2 protein-coding genes and 1 pseudogene are annotated in these 2,101 nt (G+C 31.9%); 2 read left to right on the top strand and 1 reads right to left on the bottom strand.

All coding sequences use genetic code 11. The features are described 5' to 3' along the window. Positions 1–201: 201 nt before the first annotated feature. Positions 202–1,005, bottom strand: a complete 804-nt coding sequence (locus B6D18_RS12255; RefSeq protein ID WP_086364697.1) for a Cof-type HAD-IIB family hydrolase — start codon at positions 1,003–1,005, stop codon at positions 202–204. A gap of 171 nt (positions 1,006–1,176) precedes the next feature. Here B6D18_RS12255 and B6D18_RS12250 point away from each other — a divergent pair, with 171 nt between their 5' ends. Both B6D18_RS12250 and B6D18_RS12245 read left to right on the top strand, forming a co-directional pair. Then, positions 1,177–1,782, top strand: a complete 606-nt coding sequence (locus B6D18_RS12250; protein ID WP_086364696.1) for a hypothetical protein — start codon at positions 1,177–1,179, stop codon at positions 1,780–1,782. Positions 1,783–1,877: 95 nt separating this feature from the next. Continuing rightward, positions 1,878–2,101, top strand: a pseudogene (locus tag B6D18_RS12245) (helix-turn-helix domain-containing protein); the annotation flags it as partial.

Here is a 2,101-nt window from a genome sequence, read left to right as displayed (position 1 = left end):
ATAAAGTATGGTACAAAGGTAGGTTAATACCTGGTTATATATACGATTAAATACTATCTTTAATATTAAATTTTAGAAAAATAAGAAGTCCACCTAAAGTTTAGGACTTCTTTGTTAAATTAAGTTATTTTTCAATTTTATATTTAATCACAACGGTTACATAATTTAGTTTTGAGAAACTAAAAACCCCTTCCTCAATTTTTATTTTGTTTGTAGTGCTAACATCAATTGGATAGTTTTCATCACAGCACTTTCGTTGTTTGATCCAGTAATAAATTTAGCTACTGCTTTAGTATCATCAAAGGCATTTCGCATAGCAAAGCTATAGTTGGCTTGTTCAAGTAGTTCGATGTCGTTGTAACCATCACCAAATGCCATTGTTTCGTGGTAGGTAACATTTAACATTTGTTGTAGTTTTTTTATGGTGTTACCTTTGTGTACATTATACTCAGTGATATCTATCCAAGCGGCTTCGGACACTACAATATAAACTTCATTTTCATAAGGCGTTAAATGGGTGCGTGTTTGTGGACATTGGCCATTTTCGTCATAAACAGTAATTTTTATAAAATCGTCAGTGATTGTTGTTAAATCATCAACTTCAATAATAGTCGTATAAGAGCCTCGTACTTTTTGTTTCAAATGAGAAGGTAGATTAGATTTAATTACAGCACCATTGCTGGTACATGCGATAATAACATGCTCTTTACTGGCTTGTTCAAGTGTAGCAATAATACGTTGACCAATCTGGTTTTGAATAAAAGATCGATAAACAAATTCACCATTATGTTTAATAGCTGTTGCGCTATCACCAACGATCCAGATTTTATCACTATAAGATCCAAATAATTCTTCAACACGTTCACATTGTTTACCTGTGCAAGCAACAAGTTGGATATTTTGTTTAGCCATAAGATCATTAACTAGCCTAAAGAAATCCCGATCATAATCGCCTTGATCATTTAAAAATGTTCCATCTAAATCAGTGATAATCATCTTAATCATACTCGCTTCCTTTGGGGTTGTTAATCGGCTTTATGTTTATTGTGCACGGTTATTTTTAGACACACAATATAGTAAATTTGAAATATCTGGTCAAAATTAACATAAATATTTATTTGAAATTTAATCATTTTTAATTAGAATAAGTTTTTTGCATTATTAAAAGGATGATTTATGACTAATGAAACCACCCCAAAAAAGAAAAGTTCTATGATTAAGAAGATTTTAATTGCCGTTATAATTTTAGTAATTTTTGTGGCTATCTTTGGGGGTAGTAACAATGATGAAACTAAGAAAGAAGCAACGCCTGAAATTCAATATCCTCAAGATGAAACTGTGCTAATTGAAGCAAGTAAAACGGCTATGGATAAAGCTATAAAAGCTGATAACGATATGCAAAAAGGCAGTGCATTAAGAGAGAGAAGCAAGGCAATTTGTAACGGTGTCACTAGTTTGTCAGTTAAGGATTGGGTGGGTACTATTACCAAGATTAATTCAAATTCTGATGGTTACGGTGTATTAGAAATTGAAATTGCTAGAAAAATATATGTTAAAACTTGGAATAATGCAATATCAGACACGTTCCATAAAACCTTACTTAAACCTGATTCGCCTTTATTCGACAAAGTTGCTAATATGAAAAAAGGTCAAAAAGTGACGTTTTCAGGTAACTTTTTTAAAGACAAAGAAACCTGCATTTATGAGTCAAGTTTAAGTTTGGATGGTAAGTTAAAAGAGCCTGAGTTTATTTTTAGATTTTCTGATGTAAACCCTTTGTAAAGTAGACACTTTTTTAAATTACCTAAAAATAAGCCTGAAAAGCAATTTTGAAGTGCCCCCCAATAGTTGGACAACCAATTACTGGGGGTCTTTTTATGTCAAAATATAGTCGAGATTTAAAAATTATCATAGCTAATGAATTCTTATCAGGAGAATCATCGGAAATTCTTTCAAAAAAATATGCGATATCTTCTCGTCAGATTCGATATTGGTCCCAAGTGGTTGCGATTCATGGAGGTAACGCCTTTCAACCAACACCTCATTTACGTCATGCCGAAGCAAGATTACAAGCACTAAAATTAATGTGGACAAATAATTG

This window comes from Gilliamella sp. A7 (assembly GCF_002142015.1).
Classification (GTDB): Bacteria; Pseudomonadota; Gammaproteobacteria; order Enterobacterales; family Orbaceae; genus Gilliamella; species Gilliamella apis_A.
The sequence above is the reverse complement of the archived record's forward strand: the minus strand, read 5'-3'. Positions and strand labels throughout refer to the sequence as shown.

Excerpts from the sequence above, each read along its gene's own strand:
- B6D18_RS12255 (WP_086364697.1), bottom strand. The coding sequence starts at position 1,005 with ATGATTAAGATGATTATCACTGATTTAGATGGAACATTTTTAAATGAT.
- B6D18_RS12250 (WP_086364696.1), top strand. The coding sequence starts at position 1,177 with ATGACTAATGAAACCACCCCAAAAAAGAAAAGTTCTATGATTAAGAAG.